At 68.8% G+C, this 24,790-nt stretch carries 24 protein-coding genes and 1 riboswitch; of the genes, 11 read left to right on the top strand and 13 right to left on the bottom strand.

Annotation, left to right across the window (positions count from 1 at the left end; all coding sequences use genetic code 11):
• Positions 1-516 precede the first annotated feature (516 nt).
• Positions 517-1,323 (top strand): IS5 family transposase, encoded by an 807-nt coding sequence (locus IAI58_RS19055; protein WP_208775912.1) that lies wholly within the window; start codon positions 517-519, stop codon positions 1,321-1,323.
• A 42-nt stretch (positions 1,324-1,365) separates the two neighbouring features.
• Entirely contained in the window at positions 1,366-2,490 is a 1,125-nt protein-coding gene (locus IAI58_RS19050) for a ShET2/EspL2 family type III secretion system effector toxin (RefSeq protein WP_208776273.1), read from the top strand.
• A 272-nt stretch (positions 2,491-2,762) separates the two neighbouring features.
• Here the strand turns inward: IAI58_RS19050 and IAI58_RS19045 are convergent, their stop codons facing one another.
• Positions 2,763-3,434 carry a hypothetical protein gene (locus IAI58_RS19045; protein ID WP_207447762.1) on the bottom strand — a complete coding sequence of 224 codons (672 nt, stop codon included), beginning with the start codon at positions 3,432-3,434 and terminating at the stop codon, positions 2,763-2,765.
• A gap of 160 nt (positions 3,435-3,594) precedes the next feature.
• Between IAI58_RS19045 and IAI58_RS19040 the strand changes: the two genes are divergently transcribed.
• Complete coding sequence (locus IAI58_RS19040) at positions 3,595-4,374, top strand: class I SAM-dependent methyltransferase (protein WP_207447760.1); 780 nt, start codon at positions 3,595-3,597, stop codon at positions 4,372-4,374.
• Between the two features lie 5 nt (positions 4,375-4,379).
• On the opposite strand, the gene IAI58_RS19035 is transcribed toward IAI58_RS19040, so the two are convergent.
• The 7 genes from IAI58_RS19035 to IAI58_RS19005 all read right to left on the bottom strand — a co-directional run bounded on the left by IAI58_RS19035 (position 4,380) and on the right by IAI58_RS19005 (position 10,054).
• Positions 4,380-4,811 (bottom strand): pseudoazurin, encoded by a 432-nt coding sequence (locus IAI58_RS19035; RefSeq protein ID WP_208776190.1) that lies wholly within the window; start codon positions 4,809-4,811, stop codon positions 4,380-4,382.
• A gap of 4 nt (positions 4,812-4,815) precedes the next feature.
• Positions 4,816-5,580, bottom strand: coding sequence for an ABC transporter ATP-binding protein (locus tag IAI58_RS19030; protein WP_207447755.1), 765 nt, complete (start codon positions 5,578-5,580; stop codon positions 4,816-4,818).
• On the bottom strand, positions 5,577-6,605 hold the full coding sequence (locus IAI58_RS19025) for a FecCD family ABC transporter permease (RefSeq protein ID WP_208776271.1): 1,029 nt from the start codon (positions 6,603-6,605) through the stop codon (positions 5,577-5,579). The genes IAI58_RS19030 and IAI58_RS19025 overlap by 4 nt, the downstream gene beginning before the upstream one ends.
• A gap of 17 nt (positions 6,606-6,622) precedes the next feature.
• On the bottom strand, positions 6,623-7,633 hold the full coding sequence (locus IAI58_RS19020) for an ABC transporter substrate-binding protein (RefSeq protein WP_208776272.1): 1,011 nt from the start codon (positions 7,631-7,633) through the stop codon (positions 6,623-6,625).
• Positions 7,634-7,782: 149 nt separating this feature from the next.
• Positions 7,783-7,981, bottom strand: a riboswitch (cobalamin riboswitch).
• A gap of 69 nt (positions 7,982-8,050) precedes the next feature.
• Positions 8,051-8,725: an RES family NAD+ phosphorylase gene (locus tag IAI58_RS19015; RefSeq protein ID WP_207447750.1), complete on the bottom strand. Its 675-nt coding sequence runs from the start codon at positions 8,723-8,725 to the stop codon at positions 8,051-8,053.
• Positions 8,722-9,252, bottom strand: a complete 531-nt coding sequence (locus IAI58_RS19010) for an MbcA/ParS/Xre antitoxin family protein (RefSeq protein ID WP_207447749.1) — start codon at positions 9,250-9,252, stop codon at positions 8,722-8,724. The genes IAI58_RS19015 and IAI58_RS19010 overlap by 4 nt, the downstream gene beginning before the upstream one ends.
• A gap of 37 nt (positions 9,253-9,289) precedes the next feature.
• Positions 9,290-10,054, bottom strand: a complete 765-nt coding sequence (locus IAI58_RS19005) for a TetR/AcrR family transcriptional regulator C-terminal domain-containing protein (RefSeq protein WP_207447748.1) — start codon at positions 10,052-10,054, stop codon at positions 9,290-9,292.
• 138 nt (positions 10,055-10,192) lie between these two features.
• On the opposite strand from IAI58_RS19005, the gene IAI58_RS19000 reads away from it, so the two are divergent.
• From IAI58_RS19000 to IAI58_RS18980, 5 genes are all read left to right on the top strand, one after another.
• Positions 10,193-11,575, top strand: a complete 1,383-nt coding sequence (locus IAI58_RS19000) for an aminotransferase family protein (RefSeq protein WP_207447747.1) — start codon at positions 10,193-10,195, stop codon at positions 11,573-11,575.
• Between the two features lie 24 nt (positions 11,576-11,599).
• Positions 11,600-13,192, top strand: a complete 1,593-nt coding sequence (locus tag IAI58_RS18995) for an ABC transporter substrate-binding protein (protein ID WP_207447746.1) — start codon at positions 11,600-11,602, stop codon at positions 13,190-13,192.
• Positions 13,189-15,369 carry a N,N-dimethylformamidase beta subunit family domain-containing protein gene (locus IAI58_RS18990; protein WP_237182446.1) on the top strand — a complete coding sequence of 727 codons (2,181 nt, stop codon included), beginning with the start codon at positions 13,189-13,191 and terminating at the stop codon, positions 15,367-15,369. Before IAI58_RS18995 ends, IAI58_RS18990 begins: the two co-directional genes overlap by 4 nt.
• A gap of 107 nt (positions 15,370-15,476) precedes the next feature.
• Positions 15,477-16,193, top strand: coding sequence for a metal-dependent hydrolase (locus IAI58_RS18985; RefSeq protein WP_207447745.1), 717 nt, complete (start codon positions 15,477-15,479; stop codon positions 16,191-16,193).
• A gap of 155 nt (positions 16,194-16,348) precedes the next feature.
• On the top strand, positions 16,349-16,798 hold the full coding sequence (locus IAI58_RS18980) for a GNAT family N-acetyltransferase (RefSeq protein WP_207447744.1): 450 nt from the start codon (positions 16,349-16,351) through the stop codon (positions 16,796-16,798).
• 56 nt (positions 16,799-16,854) lie between these two features.
• Here the strand turns inward: IAI58_RS18980 and IAI58_RS18975 are convergent, their stop codons facing one another.
• Both IAI58_RS18975 and IAI58_RS23345 read right to left on the bottom strand, forming a co-directional pair.
• The gene (locus IAI58_RS18975) at positions 16,855-17,529 is read right to left on the bottom strand and encodes an MBL fold metallo-hydrolase (protein WP_207447741.1); all 675 of its coding nucleotides are present in this window, start codon (positions 17,527-17,529) and stop codon (positions 16,855-16,857) included.
• A 245-nt stretch (positions 17,530-17,774) separates the two neighbouring features.
• Positions 17,775-17,909 (bottom strand): hypothetical protein, encoded by a 135-nt coding sequence (locus IAI58_RS23345; RefSeq protein WP_272874845.1) that lies wholly within the window; start codon positions 17,907-17,909, stop codon positions 17,775-17,777.
• Here IAI58_RS23345 and IAI58_RS18970 point away from each other — a divergent pair.
• Entirely contained in the window at positions 17,896-18,990 is a 1,095-nt protein-coding gene (locus IAI58_RS18970) for a radical SAM/SPASM domain-containing protein (RefSeq protein ID WP_207447739.1), read from the top strand. The genes IAI58_RS23345 and IAI58_RS18970 overlap by 14 nt on opposite strands.
• Here the strand turns inward: IAI58_RS18970 and IAI58_RS18965 are convergent.
• From IAI58_RS18965 to IAI58_RS18955, 3 genes are all read right to left on the bottom strand, one after another.
• Entirely contained in the window at positions 18,945-20,063 is a 1,119-nt protein-coding gene (locus tag IAI58_RS18965; protein WP_207447737.1) for a glycosyltransferase, read from the bottom strand. The genes IAI58_RS18970 and IAI58_RS18965 overlap by 46 nt on opposite strands.
• Positions 20,064-20,130: 67 nt before the next feature.
• A complete protein-coding gene (locus tag IAI58_RS18960; RefSeq protein ID WP_207447736.1) occupies positions 20,131-21,831 on the bottom strand; it encodes a gamma-glutamyltransferase family protein in 1,701 nt (566 codons plus the stop codon).
• Positions 21,828-23,441: an ABC transporter substrate-binding protein gene (locus tag IAI58_RS18955; protein WP_207447735.1), complete on the bottom strand. Its 1,614-nt coding sequence runs from the start codon at positions 23,439-23,441 to the stop codon at positions 21,828-21,830. Before IAI58_RS18955 ends, IAI58_RS18960 begins: the two co-directional genes overlap by 4 nt.
• Before the next feature lie 225 nt (positions 23,442-23,666).
• Here IAI58_RS18955 and IAI58_RS18950 point away from each other — a divergent pair, with 225 nt between their 5' ends.
• Both IAI58_RS18950 and IAI58_RS18945 read left to right on the top strand, forming a co-directional pair.
• Positions 23,667-24,332 (top strand): GntR family transcriptional regulator, encoded by a 666-nt coding sequence (locus tag IAI58_RS18950; RefSeq protein ID WP_237182458.1) that lies wholly within the window; start codon positions 23,667-23,669, stop codon positions 24,330-24,332.
• 88 nt (positions 24,333-24,420) lie between these two features.
• A complete protein-coding gene (locus tag IAI58_RS18945; RefSeq protein WP_207447733.1) occupies positions 24,421-24,669 on the top strand; it encodes a hypothetical protein in 249 nt (82 codons plus the stop codon).
• The last annotated feature ends 121 nt before the right edge of the window (positions 24,670-24,790 follow it).

Raw genomic sequence — 24,790 nt, 5'->3', positions numbered from 1 at the left:
GCGGCGCGCGGGGAGGCATTCGCGGCATCACCATTCCGCATACCCGCCCGCCGCGGATGGTCTGCTAGCTGGGTCCTCGACAAACGAGGATCAGTGAGATTCTGGGTATCCCTTTTGCCGCCTGGTTTCAGGAAGCCTGCTGCATCGGCAAAAAAGGGCCGGATGATGCCGGAGATTCAGGGGAATCGCAGCCGTTGATCGATTTGCAGCCGCTTGCAACCCAGCCGATGGAAATTCCGGGAACGGTGGATGACGCCGCTGATCCGGATGATGTCACGCACAGGGACGCACCGCCGGCGCATCCAGCAGATTTACAGCCAGGCCCATCCGCGGATCACGATACCGGGCCGGATCATGCTCCAGCCGACGGCGGGCAGTCGGCCCAGCCTGAGGGCCGGGGCGCCGCCCGGGATAACAGCGACCGGCATAAATGGAGGAGTGGATGGAGCCCGGCGGAGATGGTAAACCTAGAGGTTGTTATGGACCTCTGGGCTGGTAACGACCAGGTTGCGGGGCATGAGTTCCCGCAAGCCGTATCCATCCGATGTATCTGATGAAGAATGGGCGCTGGTCGCGCCCTATCTGACGCTCTTGCCGGAGCAGGCTGGGCAGCGGGAGCATCCCCTGCGCGAAGTGTTCAACGGCTTGCGCTACGTGGTGAAGACCGGCGCGCCCTGGCGCTGGATGCCGAATGACCTGCCACCCTGGGCGGCGGTGTACCAGCAGACGCAGCGCTGGCTGACGGCAGGCTGCTTCGAGGCACTGGCCGAGGACCTCCGCACCGTGCTGCGGCTAGCTGCCGGACGGAAGGCGCAGCCCACCGCTGCCATCCTGGACAGCCGGACCTTGCGCTCCACGCCAGAGAGCGGCGAGCGGGCGGGCTACGATGGCGCCAAGCGCAAGAAGGGTTCCAAGCTGCACCTGGCGGTGGACACGCTGGGGCATCTGCTGGCGCTGCACGTTACGCCTGCCAGTGCCGACGACCGCGCTGAGGTTGGGCGGCTTGCCCAAGCCGTGCAGGCCTCGACGGGCCAGAGCGTCGATCTGGCCTATGTCGACCAGGGCTATACCGGCCAGAAGGCGGCCGACGCTGCCAAGGCGCATGGCATCGAGTTGGAGGTGATCAAGCTGCCGGAGGCCAAGCGCGGCTTTGTGCTGCTGCCGCGACGCTGGGTGGTGGAACGCTCCTTTGCTTGGGCTACTCGCTTCCGCCGTTTGGTGAAGGACTATGAGCGCTATGCCAGCACCCTTGCCGACCTGCACCTCGTCGCCTTCACGTGCATCATGCTCAAGCAGGCTGCTCAACTGGCCGCAGGTCCATAACAACCTCTAAATGGCAAGGCTGAAACAACAGATGGTGAAGCAATTACTTGCAGGACTCTTGCTGTATCCTACCTGAATTTAGGCGCAGAAGAATTCCTCAAGAACGTCGCGTCATCCACCGAATCGATTGCGAAGCACTTCAACGGACAGAGCGCCGATGGTGAATCCACCTTCGATAAAGACGAAAAGGAATTCTACCAGTACATGGCTCGATCGGCGCATCCACTGAGGAAACTCATGTCGGAAGATCGCATCGGGGACTACATGTGTGATCTGGTCCACACGATGCAAAAGAAAGGACACCTATACACCAAGATCCTGTTGACCACCGGGACGCACGTCATGGCCGTCTCGGTGGACATCAGCAATGCCGGCGGGCCGATCTTCATCACCACTTACGATCCGAACATCACCAACGATGATAATTTTATCAAAGTAAAGACCGCAGATGTGCTGCTGAAGAAGAATCTCAGCAGCTTCTTTCCCGATTGGGCAAACCTGACTGCAACAGACCCCAATGTCGGGTGCAAGCTTATCAACGCGATCAGCGATGTTGCCCTGGAATGCCCGGACAAAAAATACCTTCTCGAAGAGAGCGACGAAACGATCTTCGCGCGTGCCCTGTCCGACGGCTATCCATCCCTGATCCAGGACATCGGCGGGCGCTGGAGAACCCTCGATGAGAATGATCGCAACGGAAAATTCGCTGATCTGGCAGAACGAGAGATGCTTTACGAGGCACTGGTACATAATCAGGCTGAAGCCGTGGCCGCCTGTGCCAAGATCCTGGCGGAACTTGAAGTCCCTCGTACCACGGTCGACCGGCTGATGAACCGATCTTCCTCAGGACTGAGTTTTGCCGCGCAGTCAGGGAATTCTAAAGTTTTTGTGGAATATCTAAAGGCTTTGAAAAATCTAGGCTTCAACGACGAAGAAAAAATTACCCTCTTGACAGCTGCGCACGCAACACCGGGTAATCTTTTGTTGAAAGCACTCGATACAGCGGACATCGCATATGTCGAAGTGGTCAAGGCGATTTTCAATGCGTGGCCGGAAAGTATCAAGGACGGGATAGAAACGGCATTTCCCAAGGCAAATCGGCACGCGCAAAACTCGTCCGACCCGAGGTTCCACATAGCAAGCGCGATTTTGGATTTGGCACACTAATCTGTGTAGGCTGACAGCCCTCGCTGAACAGCCGGATAGGCAAGGCGGCTGGTGCCTCGGTGATCATCCGGTTCGCCATGCGCGGGTGCCGCGCGGTGGTGGTCACGGCAAGGGGTTCGTCCAGTCAGGAAGCATGCCGGGCAATATGCGACCTCCGGCGGCGCCGGGACAGCCCGAGGCCGGGGAAGCCGGCGGCAGGTGAGGATGACGCGCGGAAGGCCCGCCAGGATGACCCGCCAGGCTTTCCCGTGCCCCGTGTCAGAAGCGGTATGTCAGAAGCGGTAGGCGATGGAAAGCTGGATTACCGGATAGAACTTGTAGTTGTCCATCTTGCGCTCCAGGTCGTGGCGCTTGCTCTCCACATAGGCGGCGGCAATCGCCGGAGCACCGGCATCGGCACGCAGATTGACATCCGGGTTGCCGAGATAGGTGGCGCCGACATCGAGCGACACCGGCAGGCGGCCGCCCAGGAAGGCATAGGTGTAGCCCAGGCCGAGATAGGGCTTGATCTTGTTGTAGGTGACATCGCCATACAGCGTGCCGAGATCGGAGCCCGCGATGGTGGTGCCCTTGTAGCGGAAGTTCCGTTCCGTGTGGCCCGTCAGGTCGACCGAGTCATCGCTGTAGCGAAGGCCCGCGCTCACCCGGAAGCCGGTCCGGAAAGGATAGAAGTCCAGCGTGGCGCCGAAGGAGGAGAGGTCCAGCGTGCCGTTGTAGTTGACCCCGTTGACGCTGAAGTCACGGTCGAAATCGAAGGTGGTGTAGTTCAGGCGGAGGCCCAGGGGCCATGACTGCGGCTTGATGTTCAGTTCCGGGCCGATGCCCAGCGTGCCGCCCGTCACGCCCAGTTCCAGATTCACGCCCGACAGCGGATTCTGCGCCTGGGCCGGCATGGCCGCGCCAAGTGAGAGAACCGCGAGGGCTGCACCAGCCAGCTTCTTCATGGGAGAGGTATCCGTTCTACGCCTCATAAGCGAGGAGCGCCCCTCCAGTCGTATTTAACGCGTAACGCAAAATCAAGTCATGTAAGTTGCATTCCGCGATAGAAGCGCAGGCGCGGGCTGTGGATTGACAGGCGCCGGCCACCAGGGGATGTCCTGCCCCATGCAAGGCGCCAACTTCACCCTGAAGGACGAGATCCGGGAATACTGGACCCGCCGCGCCGAGACCTTCGACCTCTCCCCCGGCCACGGCATGAAGACCGCCGGGGAGCGCGATGCCTGGGCCGCGCTGCTGCGCGCCCATATGGGCGCCGATGCCCGGCGCGTGCTGGAACTCGCCTTCGGCACCGGGGAAGTCACCCGCGTGCTGCTGGGCATGGGCTGCGAGGTGACGGGTCTGGATCTGACCGAGGCCATGCTGCTGCGCGCCCGCGCCAAGCATGCCGGCGCGCCGGGGCTGCGCCTCTTCCTGGGCGATGCCGAGGAGACGCGAGAGCCGGACAACCATTACGACGCCGTGGTCAGCCGCCATCTGGTCTGGACATTGGTGGACCCGGCGGCGGCCTTCCGGGACTGGTACCGGGTGCTGCGCCCCGGCGGGCGCGTGGTGATCGCGGATGGCGACTATGTACGGCTCTCCCGCACCGGGCGCCTCCGGCTCATGCTGTCCGACTGGCTGGCCGCGCGCCAGGGCGCCACGGGGCCGGCGGTGGACATGGCGGCGCATGAGGCCATCCAGCGGCAGGTCTTCTTCCGCGACGGCCTGCGGCCGGAGCCGCTGCGCCGGATGCTGGAGGAAGCAGGCTTCACCGATTTCCGTCTGGAGCGCCCGCGCGGCCCGCACGCGGCACAGCGGCGGGGCGCGCCGCTGCGGCAGAAGCTGCGCGTCGGCATCTGGAACAGCTTCGTGCTGTCCTGCGCCAGGCCCGCGGGCGGTGGCTGAGGGCGCTACTCCGCCATGGCGCGGGCGATGATCTCGCCAAAGCGCTGCTTCACGCGCGCCGGCAGCGTCGCGGGGATGACGGCGGCATCGGCGGGCCGGTCCCCCACCTGCACCAGCATCACCATGCCCATGGCGTAGTGCGGGATGCACTGGATGCCATAGAAGCCGGGGGCATCGAAGGCGATCTCGATTTCCTCGTTGATGCGGGTTTTGAAGGGCGCGGCGCCCTCCGGCAGCATCGCCGGGATGGTGGCGGCGTTATGCGTCACATGCGTGGCGACGAACTTCACGCGGTCGCCGGGTTGCAGGCGCAGGTAGTCCGGCTCGTAGACCATCCCGCCGGTGGCATTGCGGTTCAGCATCCTCACCTCATGCACCTCGGCATGCGCGGTCGTGGCGAGGAGCAGCAGGGGCAGAAGCAGCAGTCGCATCGGCATTCTTTCAGGATACCGCGTGGAAGCGGATGATCCGCGCGCCATCGGCGGGATCGGTGAGGAAGGAGGCGCGGACGCCGAAGACGTCGCGCAGCAGGTCCGGCGTCAGCACCTCGCGCGGCAGGCCGGCCGCGACCAGCCGGCCACGGTGCAGCACGCCCAGCCGGTCGCAGCCCATGGCCTGGTTGAGGTCGTGCAGCGCGATGACGGTGGTCACCGGCAGTTCCGCGACCAGCCGCAGGATGGCGAGCTGGTGGTGGATGTCGAGGTGGTTGGTCGGCTCGTCCAGCAGCAGGATGCGCGGGCGCTGCGCCAGCGCGCGGGCGATATGCACGCGCTGGCGTTCCCCGCCCGAGAGCGTCGCCCAGTCGCGCCCGGCGAAGCCGGACATCTCCACCACCGCCAGGGCCTCCGCCACGATGGCGTCGTCCTCGGCCGACCAGGGCCGCAGCGCGGACAGCCAGGGCGTGCGCCCCAGCTCCACCGCGTCGCGCACCGTGATGCGGTCGGCGGTCTCCGCCTGCTGCTCCACCAGGGCCAGCAGTTGCGCCACCCGCCGCCGGGTCATCCGCGCCATGGGCTGGGCGTCCAGATGCACCTCGCCGCCATCGGGCTTCAGCACGCCGGAGAGCAGGCGCATCAGCGTGGACTTGCCGGAGCCGTTGGGGCCGATCAGCCCCAGCGTCTCTCCCGCCGCCACCTCCAGGCTGACCCCGCGCAGGATGGGCACGCCGCGCGCCGACGAGCTGAGATTCTCCGCGCGGAGCCTCATCGGGCCGGCCTCCGCCGCACCAGGATCAGCGCGAAGACCGGCGCGCCCACCAGCGCGGTGATGACGCCGATCGGCAGCACCTGCCCCTTCACGGCGATGCGCGAGATGACATCCGCCGCGATCAGGAAGATGGCGCCCATCAGCGCCGCCGCCGGCACCAGCCGGACATGCCGCACGCCCGTGATGAAGCGCGCCGCATGCGGCACCACCAGCCCGACGAAGCCGATGGAGCCGACGATGCTGACCATCACCGCCGTGGCCAGGGAGGCGGCGAGGATCAGCAGCGCCTGTACCCGCCGCACCGGCACGCCGAGGGAGATGGCGGAATCCGTGCCGAAGGTGAAGGCATCCAGCGCCCGCGCCTGCCACAGGCAGATGAGCGTGACAGCCAGTGCCACCGGCACCGCCATGCCCACATTGTCCCAGCGCGCGCCGCTGAGGTTGCCGAGCAGCCAGAACATGATGCCGCGCGCCTGCTCGGCACTGGCGGAGCGGGTGATGATGAAGGCCGTCAATGCGTTGAAGAGCTGGGAACCGGCGATGCCCGCCAGCACGATCTGCCCGGCCCCGCGCAGCCCCACCCCGCCGCCCGAGGCATGGGCCAGCAGGGCCACCAGCAGGAAGGCGGCCAGCGAGCCGCCGAAGGCGCCGAGGGAAAGCGACACCGCCCCCGCCCCCAGCCCTGCCACCGTCACCAGCACCGCGCCGGTGGAGGCGCCGGCGGAGATGCCCAGCAGATAGGGATCGGCCAGCGCGTTCCGCAGCAGCGCCTGCAGGATGACGCCCGAGACCGCCAGCCCCGCGCCGCAGCAGGCCGCGACGATGGCGCGCGTCAGCCGGTAGTTCCAGACGATGCCCTCGTCGATCCGGTCGAGGGGATAGCCGGCGCCGAACAGCTTGTTGGCCAGTGCCTGGAAGACCACGCCGGGGGGGATCGCCGTCTCGCCGATGCAGATGCCGGCGAGGATGGCGGCGGCGAGCACCGCCGCGATCCAGGCGCCGTGCAATGCCAGCCTGCCCAGCAGGCGAGCGAGCCCGGCAGTCACGGGCGCAGCTTGGCCATGGCTTCGGTCAGCGCCTCCAGCCCGTCCACCAGGCGGATGGTGGCCTGCATGGCATGGGCGTCGATGATGACGATGCGGTTGTTCCTCACCGCCTCCATCTCCCGCGTCACCGGGTCGGACTTCAGGAAGGCCAGCTTCTTCTCGAAGTCATCGGCCGGGAAGCGGCGGCGGTCCATGCGGGCGATGACGATGACGGAGGGGTTGGCGCGGGCGATGGTCTCCCACCCCACGGTCGGCCATTCCTCATCCGACTGCACCACGTTCCGCAGGCCGAGCGTGCGCATCATGTAGCCCGGGATGCCCTTCTGGCCCGCCATATAGGGGTCCAGGTCCAGGTCGGCGGAGGAGAACCAGAAGACCGCCGAGGCATCCGGCAGGTTCAGCGACTTCGCGCGCGCGACCGCCGCTTCCTCCCGCTTCCGCAGCCCGGCCACCAGCGCCGCGCCCCGGTCCTGCCGGTCGAAGATCTCCGCGAGCTGCGCGATGCCCTTGTAGAGCGCCTCCGTGCTGAAGGGCGCGGTGCGGGTGCCGTCGGCGCCCACCAGGTTGTTCTTGCCCTCGCAGTCGGCGGGCATGATGTAGGTGGCCGCGCCGAGCTCATGGAACTGCTCGCGCGTGCCGACCACGCCCTGCGGGCCGATCATCCACTCGAACTGCGTGGCCACCAGACCCGGGCGCTTGTTGATGACGGATTCGAAGCTGGGGGCGTTGTTGTCCAGGCGCGGAACCCTGTCGTTCTGCGCGCGGAACTCCGGCAGCACGTCGTTGAACCACAGCGCCGTGCCGGCCATGCGGTCGCCCGCGCCCAGGGCATAGAGGATCTCGGTCGCGGACTGGCCGATGGTGACGACGTTGTGCGGCGCGGCCTCGAAGCGCAGCGTGTGGCCGCAATTCTCCACCGTCAGGGGATAGCGCGTGGGCTCCGCCCAGGCGGCGGAGAGCGGCAGGCCGAGGCCCGCCACCAGGAGGGCGAGGCGCGACAGCATCATGGTCATTCTTCCATGTCCGGCCAGGGATGACGGCCGGAGATGGAGAGGCCATGGCGCAGGCCTGCGGCGGCGCTGGCGCGCGAAAGCGGACCGCCATGACATGCGGTGCGAACAGAACATCGACATCCTCCCCGGACACCCCGCCGGTCAGTCAGTTGCACAAGCCGGCAGGTCTCCTGACTGGCGGGTCAACGCTCCATCCGGCCTTCCCGGGATGGCTCCCAGTGGCGTGTTCGGATCGGGCTCGCCGCCTACAGTTGCGGGGGCAGTTCCGTTTCCTCGGCCCTCACGGGCCTCGGGCGGATTCCCTGTTAGTTCCTCTCGGAAACCGGCGCCCATCCTCTAGAGGAGCGGTGGAGAGGTGGCAAGCGCCTGGGGCATGCGGGTTTCAGGCAGCCGTCACGCGGCCGCATCGCCTCACCGCCCGCCCAGCCTCGCGAGCCGGATGCGGGGGGACGCGGCCTCGACGCTCAGGCGCCAGTGGTCGGCCTGGGTGACGCGGAGGATGTTGCGCGGCCGGAGGGCGGCGATGTTGACGCCGCCGGCGTGCCGCACACTGTTATAGATGATGCCCGCGCCGCCGGAGGCGCGGATGCCCTCCCCCAGCGCCTGCGAGGCGGCGTAGCTGGCGGGGTCGTAGGCGCCGGCCCGCTCCGCCTGCTGGCCACGGATATCGAGGTAGGAGCCCGCGAGCCCGGCCGTATAGGCGCGGTAGTCGCGCTCCAGCACGGCGGCGCCGGTCGCCACGGCCTCGCGGCGCAGGTGGTGGGCGACCTCGAAGGCCGCCGTCGGCAGTGCGGCCGCGGCATACCAGGCGCCGAGATCCGGGCCGTTGAAGCGCGCCCCCCCGGGCGGGACGTGCAGGAAGGACGCCATCACGACGCTGGAATTCGCCCGCCCATAGACCCATTCCTCCTGAGGGAGCCGCCACAGGCGCTCCTCCACCAGGCGGTCATTGGTCCAGCCCGCGAGTTCCATGACCGCCTCGGCATCGGCGGCCGTGGCCACGGTGTCGAAGAGCCCGATGGGCGGGAAGCGGGAGGGGATCAGCCGGTGGGAGGGGGACGGCGCCGCCGAGAAGACGTCGCTCAAGAGATGACGAGGTCCTCGTCCCGGTAGGGGCGGAAATTCCGGTCCAGGGCCTCCACCGGCTCCATGTAGATGCCGCCCCGCGCGGCGTCGAGGAAGCGCCGGACGGCCATGAGCCCGTCCTGCGTGCCGCTGGTGACGAGGTCGATCGGCGGCCTGCCGCCGAAGAGGGTGGCGCGGTGGGGGGTCCGCAGCCAGGCGATCCCGTCCCGCTCCGTGCCGTGCAGGACGCCCAGGGCCTGGTGGATGCCGAAGATCGCGGAGATGCGGGTCAGGGTGTCCACATCCAGGGTGAGGTCGCCATGCTCCCGCGCCGTCTTGGCCCATTTATGGAAGGTCGAGCGGGCGGGGCAGCCGAGGATCAGGAGGCGATGGGCCTCATCGAGCCCCCAGAGATCGGCGATGGCCAGGAAGGTCCGCATCGCCGGCGCGCTCAGGCGCCGCCGGTTCTCCGGCAGGAAGCGGCTCCGGTCCAGGCGGCCGGGCCCCTGGTCGACGGGCCGGCGCACGGCATCGAGAGCCCTCGGCATGACTGCCTCCTTCATCCGCATCTGGACTATGCCCAAATCAGGACTTTGTCAACGCCCCCGTGGCGCCCCGGTTGCCCGCGCGGGGGAGCGACGCCTCCAGCCCCGCCAGGATGAGGTCCACGAAGGTCTCGAAGCTGCTGTCCATCGGCGCGGCCGCGCCATTCTGCCAGCGCAGGACGAAGGCACGGTTCGTCAGGCGCGGCAGGAGCCGGGCGACATGGGGAAAGCGCGCGGTGTCCACCGTCGCCAGATTGGCCTGGATGCTGGACTGCCAGGAGGGCAGGTCCTCCGTCGGCATCCGCGCCAGCTCCTGCGTCACGAAGCCGACGAGCGCCGCCTGGATCGCGTTGTAGGTCTCGCAGAGGCGCTCATCCGGCACCCCCGCCTCCACCAGCACGGAGAGCACGGCCTCGACCAGGGCGAGGTCGGGGCGGAGGTTGGCGACGGTATCGGCCCCGATCAGCGGCGCCGTGTTGGGGTGGCGCCGCACCGCGTCGCGAAAGCGGGAGAAGAGGCTCCGCAGCCAGTCCTGCCAGGATTGTCCGGGCAGGCGGGGCGGCACGCTGTCCCGCAGCACCAGCCTGACGACTTCCGCGATTACGGTGTCGCGGTTGCCGACATGCCAGACGATCACGCTGCCATTGACGCCGAGCGACCGCGCCAGGCCACGGAGGCTGAAGCCGGCCAGGCCCTTGCTGTCGATCTCGTCGAGGGCCGCGGCCAGGATCGCCTCGCGGCTCAGCCCCACGGCAACCGGCGCCGCGCGGGCGGGGCGGGACCGTGGTCCAGGCTTCTGTGCCAAGCGGTTCCTGACCTTCCGAAGTCCCACGCGCTGACGGGTTCATATCAAAAGCACAGCCCGCGAGGAAGTCTCTTGCGCGGTGCTCAAGACTGCGATCAACTCAACGTGGACCGGAGCAGGATTGGGGGACGGACTTCCATGGACGCCGCGCGGACTTCTCCAGAGATCGGCTTCGGCCTGCAGGCCTTCACGCGGCCGCCCGGCGCGCCCCGCCTGCCACGCATCGCGCGGGGCGAGGGCATCTGGCTGATCGACACCGATGGCAACCGCTATCTCGACGCCTCCTCCGGCCCGGTCGCGAGCAATCTCGGCCACGGCCATCCGCGCATCCTCGCGGCGATGGAGGCGCAGGCTCGCAAGGCGGTCTTCGCCTATCCCAGCCAGTTCGAGAGCGAGGCCAACCTGGAATTCGCCGAGCGCCTCGGCCGCCTCGCGGGGCCGGGCCTCGACCGCGCCTTCATCGTCTCCGGCGGGTCGGAGGCGGTGGAAAGCGCCATCAAATTCGCGCGCCAATATGCCGTCGCGACCGGCGAGGCCTCGCGCTGGAAGGTGATCGGGCGGCAGCCGGGCTATCACGGCAATACGCTCGGCGCCCTCTCCGTCTCCGGCGATGAGCACGCGCATGAGGTCTTCGGGCCGATGATGCGTGCGGTGCCGCGCGTGCCGGCGCCGCTGAGCTACCGCCTGCCGCCCAACCACACCGTGGAAAGCCATGCCCGCGCCTGTGCCGCCGCGCTGGAGGAAGCCATCCTGCGCGAGGGGCCTGAGACGGTGCTGGCCTTCATCATGGAGCCGGTCGGCGGCCTCGCGACCGGCGCGCTGGTGGCACCGGATTCCTATTACGCAGCGGTGCGGGAGATCTGCACGCGCCATGGCGTGAAGCTGATCTTCGACGAGGTGATGAGCGGCGCCGGGCGCACCGGCCGCTTCCTGGCCGCCGACCACTGGCCGGATGCGCGGCCCGACATCGCCGTGCTGGCCAAGGGACTTTCCGCCGGCTACGCGCCGCTGGGCGCCGCCCTGGTCTCCGCCGAGATGGTGCGGGTGCTGGCCGAATCCGGCGGCTTCATGCATGGCTTCACCTACAACGCGCATGTGATGAGCTGCGCCGTGGGCGCGGCGGTGCTGCGGGAGATCGAGGAGGCCGACCTGGTCGGCAATGCCGCCCGGATGGGCGCATTGCTGCGGCAGCGGCTGGATGCGCTGGCAGCGGAAAGCCCCATCATCGGCGATGTGCGCGGCCAGGGCCTGCTGATGGCCGTGGAGCTGGTCGCGGACCGGCAGACCAGGCAGATGATCCCGCTGGAGAAGGTGGCGCCGGAGCGGGTGAAACAGCTCGCCCTGCGGCGCGGGCTGGCGCTCTACTGCCGCCGCACCTCGCGCGGGGCCTATGGCGACTGGCTGATGGTGTCTCCGCCATTGACCATCACGGCGGAAGAGGTCGACATTCTCGCAGGGAAACTCAGCGCCGTTCTGGATGACTATGCATCCGAGCTGCGCGCCGACGGCGTAATCCGCTAGTCCAACCAGACAAGGGAACAGGCTATGCGTCAGACGATCACGCGCCGCGGCGCGCTCCTGCTCGGGGGTGCCACGCTCGCGGCGCCATCCCTCTCGCGCGCCCAGCGCACCGACCCGCGCGTGCTGCGCTTCGTGCCGCAGGCCGCGCTCTCCATCACGGACCCCGTCGCCTCGCTCGCCGGCGTAGCCGTGAACCACAGCTACTATGTCTATGACACGCTCTACGGCATCGACGCGCAGATGCGCGTGAAGCCGCAGATGGCCGAGGGGCACACGACCTCCGACGACGGCCTGACCTGGACCATCCGCCTGCGCGAGGGCCTGTTCTTCCATGACGGGGAGCCGGTGCGCTCCCGCGACTGCGCCGCCAGCCTGCGCCGCTGGTGCAGCCGCGACACCTTCGGCCGCACGCTGGGCAATGCCGTCGCCGAATGGAAGACGCCGGACGACCGCACGCTGGTCATCCAGCTCTCCCGCCCCTTCCCGCTGCTGCTGGACGCGCTGGCCAAGGCCGGCACATGCCCGGCCTTCATCATGCCGGAGCGCATCGGCAATACCGAAGCCACGAAGCCCTTCACCGAGATCATCGGCTCCGGCCCCTATCGCTTCGCCGCCGATGAATTCGTCCCCGGCAGCCGCGCCGCCTACCGGAAGTTCGACCGCTATGTGCCCCGGCAGGAGGCGCCGGAATGGACCTCCGGCGGCAAGGTCGTGCATTTCGACCGCGTCGAATGGGTGATGATGCCGGACCAGGCGACCGCCGCCGCCGCCCTCCAGGCCGGCGAGGTGGACTGGTGGGAGCAGGTGGGCGCCGACCTGATCCCGCTGCTGCGCCGCAACCGCGACATCGCCATCGCGAATGGCGACCCGGCCGGCTACATGGGCGTGCTGCGCTTCAACCATCTGCATCCGCCCTTCAACAACGTGAAGGCGCGGCAGGCCGTGCTCGCCGCCATCGACCAGCCCGACTTCATGGGCGCGGTGACGAACAGCGACGAGACGGCCTACAACGTCTGCCACTCCTTCTTCCCCTGCACCACGCCCTATGGCCGCGCCTCCTCGCCCAACCCGATGGCGGAGGCGAATCTGGACCGTGCCCGCGCGCTGCTGAAGGAAAGCGGCTATGCGGGGGAGAAGGTGATCCTCCTCAACCCATCCGACTTCGCCTCCATCGCGCCCTTCGGGCTGATCGCGCATGACCTGCTGACCCGCATCGGCTTCGATACCGAGCTGGTCTCGATGGACTGGGGCAGCGTCCTCGGCCGCATCGTCCAGCGCAAGCCGCCCACGGAGGGCGGATGGAACATCTTCCCGGTCTGGTGGAGCGGCATGGGCATCGTCACGCCCGGCCAGAACCCGCTGATCCGCGGCCAGGGCGATGGCGGCTGGACCGGCTGGTATGAGAGCAAGGAGATGGAAGCCATGAACGAACGCTGGCTCTCCGTCCCGACGGAGGAGGAGCGCATGCGGATCGGCGACGAGATGCAGCAGCTTGCCTTCCGCGACGTGCCCACCGTGCCGCTCGGGCAGTTCTTCATCCGCACCGCCTATCGCAAGTCGCTGACGGGGGTGCTGGAAGGACCGCGCCCCGTGCCCTGGAACCTGCGCCGGGCATGACGGGGATGCTGCCGCCCGTCACGGGCTATCTCGACCGTCTCTCCCGCCGCCCGGGCGAGAAGATCACCGCGCATGTCAGCCTGCGCCGCCCCGGCCCCTGCCGCGCGCGGGTGGTGCGGGTGGTCTCGGCCGATCCCAACCCGGCGGGGCCGGGCCTGGACCTGCGGCCCGTGCCCGGGGCCTTCGACCACCGCTTCGAAGGCCGGCACCAGCCCGTGCGGCTGGGCTCCTGGGGGCTGGTGCGGGGTGGTCCGCATCTGGAGGCCGGGCAGGCCCGCTGCTGGGCCGTGCTGGTGCAGTTGCTGGCGGAACTGCCCGCGGCCACCGTCCTGGCCGCCGGGGGCGGGGCGGATGGCATCGTGATCCGTGCCGGGGCGGAAGGGGCCGAGGCCGAGATCGCCTTCGGCGGCACCGTCACCCGGCTGCGGACGGAGGCCCCCTTGCGGGCGGCCGTCTGGTACCGCCTCTGGCTGTCGCATGACCCGGCCACGGGGCGGGCGGTGCTGGGGCAGGCGCCGCTGGGCGAGCCGGGCGGCGCGGCCGTCACGGCACAGACCCCGGCGGGGAAGGCCGCGCCCGTCGCCGCCATCAGCTTCGCCGCGCGCGATGCGGCGCCGCCCCGGGACCATTTCACCGGCAAGATCGAGGACCCGCTGGTGGTGGCGGGTTTCATCGAGGCCTGGCCAGACCCCCTCCGCCTTCCCGCCCCGGCGGAAAGCCTGCGCGCCCGCTGGGACTTCTCGATCGGCATCATGACCGAGCAGGTCACGGATACCGGCCCCGATGCGCTGCATGGCAGCCTGGTCAACCTCCCCACGCGCGGGGTGGTCGGCGCCACCTGGACGGGGGCGGAAACCTGCTGGCGCCACGCCCCCGCCGAATATGCGGCCATCCATTTCCACGCGGATGACCTCAGCGACTGCGGCTGGGCGCCCTCCTTCGCCTTCGAGGTGCCGGAGGAGATGCGCAGCGGCGCCTATGCCTTCCACCTCACCTGCGAGGATGGCGAGGACTGGCTGCCCTTCTACATCCTGCCGCGCCGCGAGGGGCCGCATGCGCCGGTCGCCTTCCTGGCCTCCACCTTCACCTACCAGGCCTATGCCAACCACGCGCGCGGCAATGCCGATGCCGCCTACAGGGAGCGCGTCGCCGCCTGGGGCGCCTATCCCTACAATCCCGACGACGTTACGGCATTCGGCCATTCCACCTATAACTGCCACCCCGATGGCAGCGGCATCTCGCTCTCCTCCCGGCTGCGGCCGATCCTGACGATGCGGCCGGGCTTTCTGACCTTCAACGACGCGAAGGGCTCGGGCCTGCGGCACTATCCCGCCGATTCCCACCTGCTCGCCTGGCTGGAAGCGCGCGGCATCCCATTCGACATCGTCACCGACGAGGATCTGGACGACGAGGGCGAGGCCCTGCTCTCCCCCTACCGCACCGTCCTGACCGGCTCCCACCCCGAGTATCACACGGGGCGGATGCTGGATGCGCTGACGGACTACCGGGACCATGGCGGCAAGCTGTGCTACCTCGGCGGCAACGGCTTCTACTGGCGCATCGCGCGCGACCCCGCCCGTCCGCATGTCATCGAGATCCGCCGCGCCGAGGGCGGAATCCGCGCCTGGGCGGCGGAGGCCGGCGAATACTACCACCAGCTCGACGGCGCGCTGGGCGGGCTGTGGCGGCGCAACCGCCGGCCGCCCCAGGCGCTGGTCGGCCTCGGCTTCAGCGCGCAGGGATTGTTCGAGGGCACCTTCTACCGCCGCCTGCCAGCCTCCGAGGACCCCCGCCATGCCTGGATCTTCGAAGGCGTGCCCGAGGTCATCGGCGATTACGGGCTCTCCGGCGGCGGCGCGGCGGGGTTCGAGCTGGACCGCGCCGACCCGCGCCTGGGCACACCGCCGGGAACCGTGATCCTGGCGCGGTCCGAGCAGCCGCCGGCCTCCTTCGTCACGGTGCCGGAGGAGCTGCTCTCCCATATCGCGACCGTCACGGGGGAAAGCCCGGAGGCGCTGAAGCGGGCGGAGATCATCATCTTCGAGCTTCCGGGCGGCGGCGCGGTCTTCGCCGTCGGCTCCATCACCTTCTGCGGCAGCCTGTGGAACGGCACGGCCTTCGACGGCCCCGTCTCCCGGATGCTGGAGAATGTGGTGCGCCGCTTCGCCGGGCTCTGACCGGGCGGGGCGGGGACGCCGGGGCTGAAGGCGGCCGCCATATCGGCTAGTATCGGACGCCGCGCGTGGCGCCGCCCGCGCCGCCCACGATCTGGAGCAGCCAGCCCATGAAACTGACCTGGTTCGGCCATTCGGCCTATCGCCTGGAATTCGGCCAGTCCGTCGTGCTGATCGACCCTTTCCTCACCGGGAACCCGTCCTTCACCGGCGATGCGGAAGCTGCCGCCGCCGGCGTGACGCATGTCGTGCTGACGCATGGGCATGCGGACCATGTGGGGGATGCCGTCGCCATCTCCCGCCGCACCGGCGCGCCGGTGGTGGCGAATTTCGACCTCTGCATGTGGCTGGCCCGCCACGGGCTGGAGCGGATGGAGGCCCTGAATACCGGCGGCGCCGTGGACCTGGGGGAATTCTCCGTGGCCCTCACCATCGCCTTCCATTCCTCCGGCCAGATCGACGAGGCGGGCGTGTCGCAGGCGCTGGGCCTGCCGAACGGCGTGGTGGTGACGCCCAAGGCGGCGGGGGAGCCCACCGTCTATCACATGGGCGATACCGACATCTTCTCCGACATGGCGCTGATCGGTGAGATCTACGCGCCCGACGTCGTCATCACCCCGATCGGCGACCGCTTCACCATGGGACCCCGTGTGGCGGCGATGGCGGTGAACCGCTTCCTGCCGCAGGCGCGGACCGTCATCCCCTGCCACTTCGGCACCTTCCCGCCGCTGCAGCAGTCGCCCGACGCCTTCATGGAAGCCATGGGCGACCAGCGCGCCCGCGTGCTGCTGCCGGAGAAGAACCAGCCCGTGACCCTGCCGGGCTGAGCGGACCAGGGCCGGCGCCGGTCAGGTGGAAACGCCTGACCGGATGACGGCGATGCCATTGGGTGAAAACCCGATTGGCGGCGACTGCTATCGACCCTTTGCGGTCATTCACTGACGTACGTAGGGAGTAGATCCTGCGCTCAGGGAACCTGCCTATGAAACGGGTCCAGTTGCGGCAACTCGGATTGGACGAGATGGACGCCGCTGCCAATGTCCACCGAGCATCGTTCGACGAACGCTTGCCTTGGCTGACAGGGCTTCACACTCCTGCTGAAGATCGATGGTTTTATCGACAACGCGTGTTCCCGGGATGCTCGGTCTGGGGCGCACTCGAGAACGACACTCTGGTGGGCATAATCGCGTTCCGCCAAGACTGGATTGACCAGTTCTACGTTCTGCCAGGTGCGCAGGGTAAGGGCATCGGTACCGCTCTTCTCGAAGTCGCGAAGTCAAAGGCTGACAGCCTGCTACTCTGGACATTCCAGCGCAACAACGCTGCACGCCGGTTCTATGAACGGCGCGGCTTCGTTGCCGTGAGGGAAACTGATGGTTCCAGGAATGAGGAAGGTGAGCCGGACGTCCTGTATCGCTGGGTGATCTCATAGAGGCGACGCAGCGATGTCCGCTCTCCACCCATTCCAGCCCTTATTGGATCGTCACCCTAGCGGGCCTGGTCCAGCACGATGATCCGCCGGCTCTCCGGCAGTTGGCCGGGCTCGACCGTCAGGGTGGTGGCGCCGTGGCGGATGACCGCCTCCTCCGGCTGCCGCTCCAGGAACCGTTCCACCGGCTCGATCCCCAGCACGCCGCGCGGATGCCAGTAATGCATGGGGATGACGATGCGCGGATCGATGGCCGCGATCATCTCGTCCAGATCCTCCAGCGCGATGGTGGCATGGGCGCCGGCCAGGGCCAGCAGCACATCCACCTGCCCGGCCAGGGATTTCAGCACGGCGGGGGCGACGGGATTGCCGACATCGCCCATGTGCAGCACCCGCACGCCGCCGACCGTGAGGAGATACATCGCATTGGCATCGGGGTCCCGGCCGTAGTCGAAGGTCAGGCTCTCGCTGGTGGGGAAGGCGCGGATGGGCACGCCGCGTATGGTGGTCCCCTCCTCCGGCACGTCCAGCAGCGCATTCACCACGAGGGGCTCGCCCCGCACATGGCTGGGGTCCGAGTGGAAGCGGTCGGTCGCGGAACTCATGATGACGAGGTCGGCCGCCTCATCGATGGGGGAGAAGCCGGAAACCCCGGGCGTATAGGGGTCGGTGACGATGCTCACCTCCGGCGTCTCCAGCCGGAAGCTCGCATGGGCGTAGAAGGTGATGTTCATGCGGCGTGATTCTCCGGCGCCCTCTCATCGAGGAACGCGGCCGCCATTATCCCGATTTTCCCTGGCCTGGCGACAGGATCATCCGCCAGCGGCGCCGGGGGAGGATGCCGCCGCCGCGGCTCCAGGCCTTACACCGGCCGGACAATGGCTCCAGGAAACGCAGAAGGAGTGTTAACGTAACCGTTACTCAACCCCAGGTTGGTTTCGCGCACCCTTATCGTTGGCAATATGCAACGGTCTTATGCCTACTGATAGGGGAATACCGGAATAATGGCGGGCGACACCACACTGGCCCAGGGGCGGATCGCGCCCTTCAGGCAGGTCATCGACAGAATGCGTTCGGCGGCGCGGTCGGGCGCCGCCTCCATGCCCGCCGTCAAGCAAGGGCTCCGCCAGGCGGAACAGGGGCTGGGGCTGCTGGAACACACCGTCGGGCAGGTCCTGCCTTCCGTCATCCAGCCCCGCCCCCGCCGCCTCACCATCGCCGTCACCGCCCATTGCAACCTCCGCTGCACCGGCTGCCGCTATGGGCGTGACTTCATGCCCGGCGAGCACCTGACGCTGGAGGAAGTGCGGCAGACGCTGTCGGATGCCAGGGACAGCGGCGTGGAGCTGGTCCGCCTCTATGGCGGCGAGCCCCTGCTGCACCGCGACCTGCCGGAAATGGTGCGCCATTCCCTCCAGCTGGGGATGGCGACCTATGTCACCACCAACGGCACCCTGCTCCGCCAGAAGATCGACGCCCTGTTCGAGGCGGGGCTGCGCAACATCACCATCGGCTTCTATGGCACCGGGGAGGATTACGACAACTACGTCAACCGCAAGGACCGCTTCCGGCGGCTTGAGGAAGGCCTCTCCTATGCGCGGGCGCGCTACGGATCGGCCCTGTCCCTGCAATTGAACTACCTGGTGATGCGGCCGACCTGCAACCTGCCGGCGCTGCATGCGGCCTGGGATTTCGCGCAGCGCTTCGACATGAGCTTCCACACGGACCTCGTGCACTACTCCCTGCCCTATTTCACCGATGGCAACGAGGGCGGGCTGAACTTCATGCCCGAGCACCGGGAGATGCTGGAGGATTTCGTGCGCGAGCTCAGCCGGCTCAAGCAGCAGCATCCCCGCCGCGTCCGTGAAAGCCTGCCAAGCATCCATTCCATCCCGGACTGGCTGCTGAAGGGCCCGGATATGCGGATCCCCTGCGATGTGAAGAACCTCCTCTGGATCGGCGCCGATGGCACGGTGCAGCTCTGCTACGTGACCTTCAGGCTCGGGAATATCCGGGAGCGGCCGCTGCGCGAGATGCTCTTCACGCCGGAGCACAAATCCGCCGCGCGGGATGCCTTCAAGCTCAACTGCCCGAATTGCCATTGCGAGCGGGACGGGCGCATCCAGAAGCACCTGCCCAGCCGTCTGAATTATGCCAACCCGCCCGGATCGGCGCCGGCCGGCGCCCCGGCATAGAGCGCGGCATAGGCCGACCACTCGGCCTCGAAGGAGAACTCCGCCGCGCGCCCGGCGGCGGCGCGGCCGAGCGCCGCGCGCCGCTCCGGGCTTCGGGCCAGGGCGGCGATCTCCCGCGCCAGCGTGGCGGGATCGGCGGGCGGCACGAGCAGGCCGGCGGGCGCCGCCTCCCCCAGCATCTCCGGGATGCCGCCGACGCGGGTGGCGACCAGGGGCAGCCCGGCCGCCATGGCTTCCAGCAGCGCGAGCGGCGCGCCTTCATGCGCGGAGCAGAGCACGAAGATGTCGAGGCTCCGCAGCAGGCCGGGAATATCCGTGACCTGGGGCAGGATGCGGATATTCGGCAGGCCCGCCGCCCTGGCATGGATCTCCCCCTCCAGGGCGCCGCGCCCCACCAGCAGGAACATGACCTCCGGGTGGCCCGGCCGCAGAAGTTCGGCGGCCCGGAGCAGGTCGGCATGGCGCTTGACCGGGTCCATGCGGCCGACATGGCCGACCAGGACGGCCTGATCGGGGATACCGAGTTCCCGCCGCCACATCCGCTCCGCCTGCGTTCCGCTCCGCTGCTCCAGTGCGATGCCGTTGCGGATGACGCCGCAGCGGCGCAGCCATCCCGTGCGGGTCAGGCGGCTGGCCAGTTCCCGGGAGACGGCCACCACCGACGCGGCCGGCGCGACGGCGCGGTTCAGCGCGCGGGCCTTCCACGACCCGCGCGCGGGCCAGGAATGGAAGGTCCCGACGACGCGTGGGCGGCGACCCGCGAGAAGCCGCGTGGCCAGGACGGCGTAGAACAGCGCGGTATCATTATGCGCGTGCACCACCTCGCTGCCCCGTGCCCGCAGATGCCGCGCAAGGCGCCATGCGAAGCGCAGGTCGACGCCGGGACCACGGGGCAGGAGATGCGTGGGCACGGGCCCCGGGTCGAAGTCGAGCGCGGCGGAGCGGAAGCCCGTGTCGTAGAGCAGCATCTCGTGCCGCTGCGCGCGCCGGAGGCCGGCGCCGGCCAGGCGCAGCGCGGCCCGCTCCAGCCCGCCGATCTGCAATCCGCTCAGCAGATGCGTCACCGCGGTCATGGCGCCATATCCGCCCGCCGGGCGTCACTGGGGGCCGGGCGGCCTCCCGCCCGCACACGGCCCCGCCTCACATCGCCACGGCATAGGCCGGGCGGCGCGGGTCGGCGCCCGCGAGGCGCAGGCCCGTCGCGGGGTCGCTGCTCACGGCCTCCACGCTGCCGGCCAGCCAGGTCCAGTCCGGCCAGTCCTTGATGTCATGACCCCGCGCGCGGAGTGCCTCCCGCACCGTGGCGGGGATGCGGGATTCCACCGCCAGCCGCGCCGGGAAATAGTCATAGGGCGCGAAGGAGGAGGGGAAGGAATAGGTGGCGACGCGCGGCGCCTCGATCGCCTCCTGCAGGTCCATGCCGAAATGCAGGTGGTTCAGCAGCACCTGCAGCATCGCCTGCACCTGCACATCGCCGCCCGGCGTGCCGAAGGGCATGACGCCGCCGTCGCGCTTCACCACCATGGCCGGGTTGGGCGTCAGCCGGGGCCGCTTACCCGGCCCGACGCCGCAGGGATGCGCGGGGTCCGGGCGGGACTGCGTGCCGCGGCCGGAGGCGATGATGCCGAGCCCCGGGATGATCGGGCCGTTATAGGTGCCGTCGGAGGGCGTGGCGGAGAAGGCATTCCCCTCTGCATCCACCACGGCGACGTAGGAGGTATCGGGCTCGATGGCCGGCAGCGGCCGCTGGCTGGGCGGCGGCAGGATGGTGCCGGGGCCCAGCAGCGGCTCCGGCATGCCGGGATGGGCGCGCTGCCGGTCGATGCCGGCGAGGCGGGCGGCGAGATGCGCCTCGCCCAGCAGGGCCTCCAGCGGCACATCGGTGAAGGCGGGGTCGGCGAAATGGTATTCGCGGTCGGCCATGGCGACCTTCAGGCATTCGGCCGTCAGGTGCAGGTAGTCCGCGCTGTTATGCGCGAGGCCGTCGAAGCCCGCGCGCTCCATCAGCAGCAGCGCCTCCAGCAGCGCCGGGCCCTGGCACCAGGGGCCGGAGGTGCAGACCTGGTGGCCGCGCCATTCCCGCATCACCACCGGCTCCAGCCGGGAGCGGAAGCCGGCCATGTCCTCGGCCGAGAGGAAGCCGCCCTCGCCCTGGATGAAGTCCACGATGACCCTGGCGATATCGCCCTTGTAGAAGGCGTCATGCGCGGCGGCGAGGCCCGCCTCCCGCCCGCCGGTCGCGGCGGCGCGCCGGTCCTCGTCGGCCATGAACTGCAGCATGGCCGCCAGGTCGGGCTGGCGGAACAGCGCCCCTTCCGGCGGCGGCTGGCCGCCTGGCAGGAAGATCGCGGCATTGCTCGGCCAGCTCGCATAGTCCTTCGCATGCTCGGCGATGCTGTCGGCCAGCAGCTTGTAGACGCGGTAGCCCTCCCGCGCGAAGCGGATGGCGGGTTCCGCCACCTGCGCGAAGCCCAGCCGCCCATGCCGCTCCAGCGCCGTGATCCAGGCATCCAGCGCGGCGGGCACCACGGTGCGCAGCACGCCGCGCGGCATCTTCCCGCCATGCTCGCGCATGAAGAGGTCGGGCGGCAGCGACTTCGGCCAGTGGCCGAGGCCAGCGATGCTTTCCATTCGCCCATCCGCGCGGCGGATCAGGATGGGCGCGACGCCGCCGATATTGACGATATCCGGCTGCACGACGCCCAGCACCATGCCGGCCGCGACGCCGGCATCGATGGCATTGCCGCCGGCTTCCAGAATCGCCAGCCCCGCGCTGGCCGCGAGGTAGTGCCCGGCGCTGACGGCATGGCGGGGACCGGAGATGAGCGGGCGGGTGCTCACTGGCCCGCCCCCTTCGCCGGGCGCGCGTGATAGGCGACCAATTGCTCATCCATGCGGGGGGTATAGACCACGCCCGGCGCGGCCGCGGCGATGGTCACCTGGTTGTAGAGCGGGATGATCGGCATCTTCTCCAGCGCCGCGCGCATGGCCTGGCGCAGCGCCTCCTCCCGCCCGTCATCCATGCGGGTGATGGCGTCGTTGATGATGCGGTCCATCTCGGCATCGCTGAAGCTGCCACGGTTGCCCTGGCCGAAGGCCTGCTCGACATTCCGGCTGTGGACGGCGGTGGAGAGGATGTAGCTGGCATCGCGCGAGGAGGAGAGCGAGAGGCCGTAGAGCATCAGCGGCAGGTCGTTCTTGCCGTAGACCGTGCGCGGGAAGAAGACGCTGCTGGGCTGGGTTTCCACCTTGGCCTGCAAGCCGGCGCGGGCCAGCATCTGGCCGACCACCTGGCAGACCCGCGCGTCATTGACGAAGCGGTTGTTGGTGCAGCCGACGGTCAGGCCGAAGCCCTCGGGGTAGCCGGCCTCCGCCAGCAGGCGGCGCGCGCCCTCCGGGTCGGCGGCCGGCACGGCCAGGCTGGGGTCATAGGCGCCGAACTGCTCCGGCACCATCTGCAGGGTCGCGATCGCCTGCCCGTCCATGCCGCGCTCGGCCAGGGCCTGCCGGTCCAGCGCCAGGGAGAGCGCCCGCCGCACCCGCAGGTCGCGCAGCGGATTGACGTCGAGCGGGCTGCCGTCGGGCTTCGTCAGCAGCGCCAGCTTCTCCGCCCCCACATGCGGGATCAGGAACATGATGCGGTCGGAATTGCGCTTGAACACGCGCACCCGGCTGTCCTTCTCCAGCCGCGCGGCATCGGTGGGAGAGACATCCTCGATGAGATCGACATCGCCGGAGAGGAGGGCTGCGATCCGCGCGGCGTCATTGCCGATGACGCGGAGGTCCACCTTGGCATAAGCGGCCTTCTCGCCCCAGAACTTCTCGTTGCGCGCGAGGGACATGCCCTCCGAGTTCCGGAACTGCTCCAGCCGGAAGGGGCCGGTGCCGATGGCGGCCTTGCCAGAGGTGAAATCCGTTGTGCTGGCCCCTTCCGCCGCCTTCTTCGAGACGATGAAGATATTGGTCAGCTGCCCCATCAGCGTCGGGTTGGGGCGGTCGGTGCTGATGCGGACGGTATAGGGGTCCACCACCTGCACGCCGGTGATGGTGCGGAGATTGGAGCTGTAGGGGCCGGGGTTGTTCGGCACCTCCGGCACGCGGGCGATGCTGAAGGCCACGTCCTCGGCGGTGAAGGGGCTGCCGTCATGGAAGGTGACGCCCTGCCGCAGCTTCAGCTCCCAGGTGGTCTCGTCCAGCGGCTTCCAGCTTTCCACGATGCCCGGCACGAAGCGGCTTTCCGGGTCGCGGTTGATCAGGCTGTCATAGATATGGCGCGCCGCCGCCATGTTGGGGCCGACGAAGAGGAAATGCGGGTCGATGCCGAAGGGCGCCTGCACGCCCACCCGCAGGTTCTGCGCCTGGGCGCCCGCCCCGGCCAGGAGGCCCAGGCAGGTGGCCGCCATCAGGGCCAGGCGGCGGACCGCCCGCCGGCGGGGTGCGGGAAGGGCCATGCCCGTGGCCGTGCCACCCTGACCGGATATTCCGGTGCCAGACCAAGCCTTGATCATGCGGAGCCCCCCTACATCAATTCGTTGATTTAGGGTTCAGTATACATCGCGATTGCGGCGCTGGCGCAAGGCGGCAATCTCCGGCAAATAGCTTCCGGAAACCCGCGATGCCTCTATCCCCGGCAATCGCCTGCCTTCTATTTCAGCATACCGAAACCGGTGACCACCATGGATGACGAGGCTGCCTTCCCGGATGTCACGGCCACGCGCTGCCCGGACCTCCACGCCGCCATCCGGGCGGAGATCACCTCCCTGCGCCTGCCCCCCGGCACCCAGTTGCAGGAGGTCGCTCTGGGGCATCGTTTCGGTGTCAGCCGCACCCCGGTGCGGGAGGCCTTGCAGCGCCTGCTGCGGGACGGGCTGGTGGAGCGCTTCGGCCGTTTCTACCGCGTCATCCGCCTGACCGGGGAGGAGGTGCGCGAATTCTGCGAGCTGCGCGAGGCGCTGGAATGCATGGCCGTGACCCTGGCGGTGCGGCGCGAGCCCGGCTGCGCCGCCGATCTGGAGGCGCTGATCCGCGCGCAGCGGGCGGCGCTGGCGCGCGGGGACCTCGATGCCTTCAACGACCTCGATGGTGCGTTCCACCTCCGCATCGGCCACGCGGCGGGCAACCGTGCCCTGCTGCGGCAGCTGGAGACCCTGCACGACAAGGCCTGCCTGGTGCGCGGCATGGAGCAGCGCCGCCCCTACTGGAGCGGGCGGGTGGCGGAGGAGCACGGGCGCATCGTCGATGCCATCGGCCGTGGCGATGCCGCCATCGCCGCGGCGGAGATGCGCTACCACATCCGCAGCGTCATCGCGCTGCGCCCGGCGGGCTGGGCCGCGCCGCCCTGAAGCCAGGCCGGCGCGCCGGAGGATGTGATGGGACACCCGCGGCCATATGTTCCATCTCCATGACACCATTCTTTGGGGGAGTGCCGAGATGGCGGACGAGATTGAGGACTATCCTACCCGACTCGACGATTATCTTCCGCACGTCATTGCCCGCTGTGTCGACAAGGCTGACCGGCATCAGCGGCCCTACCGCTTCAGCCTGAACGGCGCGACGGTGGTGGTGCAGCCCGGCCAGTCCGCCGCCTCCGTCAATGAGGAGGTGCAGCGGCAATGGCAGGCCGCGGCGGCTTCCGCCGCGACATCCCGGACGCCGGGCATGCAGAGGCCGCAGGCCTAGTTCCGGCGGCCCGGCATTTCACGAGGGCGACGCGGGCCGGACCGGCCGCGCGGCGCCTCGGCCATGGTGGTCATCTGCCGCAGATCTCACGCCATGGCCTGAGCGATGGGGGACAGCGCGA

Origin of the sequence: Roseomonas marmotae, from assembly GCF_017654485.1 — a bacterium.
GTDB classification, from domain to species: Bacteria; Pseudomonadota; Alphaproteobacteria; order Acetobacterales; family Acetobacteraceae; genus Pseudoroseomonas; species Pseudoroseomonas marmotae.
The sequence above is the reverse complement of the archived record's forward strand: the minus strand, read 5'-3'. Positions and strand labels throughout refer to the sequence as shown.